This window comes from Halostella sp. PRR32 (genome assembly GCF_034808085.1).
Classification (GTDB): Archaea; Halobacteriota; Halobacteria; order Halobacteriales; family Natronoarchaeaceae; genus Halostella; species Halostella pelagica.
Genome location: NZ_JAXHGL010000036.1, coordinates 1 through 366, shown reverse-complemented (window position 1 = coordinate 366; position 366 = coordinate 1). Strand labels below are relative to the sequence as shown.

At 77.6% G+C, this 366-nt stretch carries 1 protein-coding gene; it reads left to right on the top strand.

Translation table 11 applies throughout. From position 1 onward, the window contains the following. Positions 1-366 (top strand): ATP-grasp domain-containing protein (locus SM753_RS20290; protein WP_323192895.1); only part of this gene is annotated, 366 nt, incomplete at both ends.

Genomic DNA, 366 nt, shown 5'->3' with positions numbered 1-366 from the left:
GGCGCGCGGTGCGGTGCAGGCGCGCGCCGCCGCCACGTCCGCCGACACCGCCTCGACGGCCGCCCGCGCCGCCGCCACCCGCTCGCGCGCCGCCGACACGTCCACCTCCGGAACCTCGACCGCGGCGAGCGACGCCCTCGCCTCCGACAGCGCGGACGCACCCTCGACGTCCACGTCGCGCGACCGCGCCGCGGCCGCCAGCGCCGCCCGCACGTCGACCGTCGTCCCGGCGCGCACCGGCGACGACGTCCTCGACCGTGCCCGCGACGTCGCACTCGACGTCCTCGACGTCCTCGACGGCCGCGGCGTCTACGGTATCGAGCTCTTCGAGCACGAGGACGGCAGCATCTCCGTCAACGAGATCGC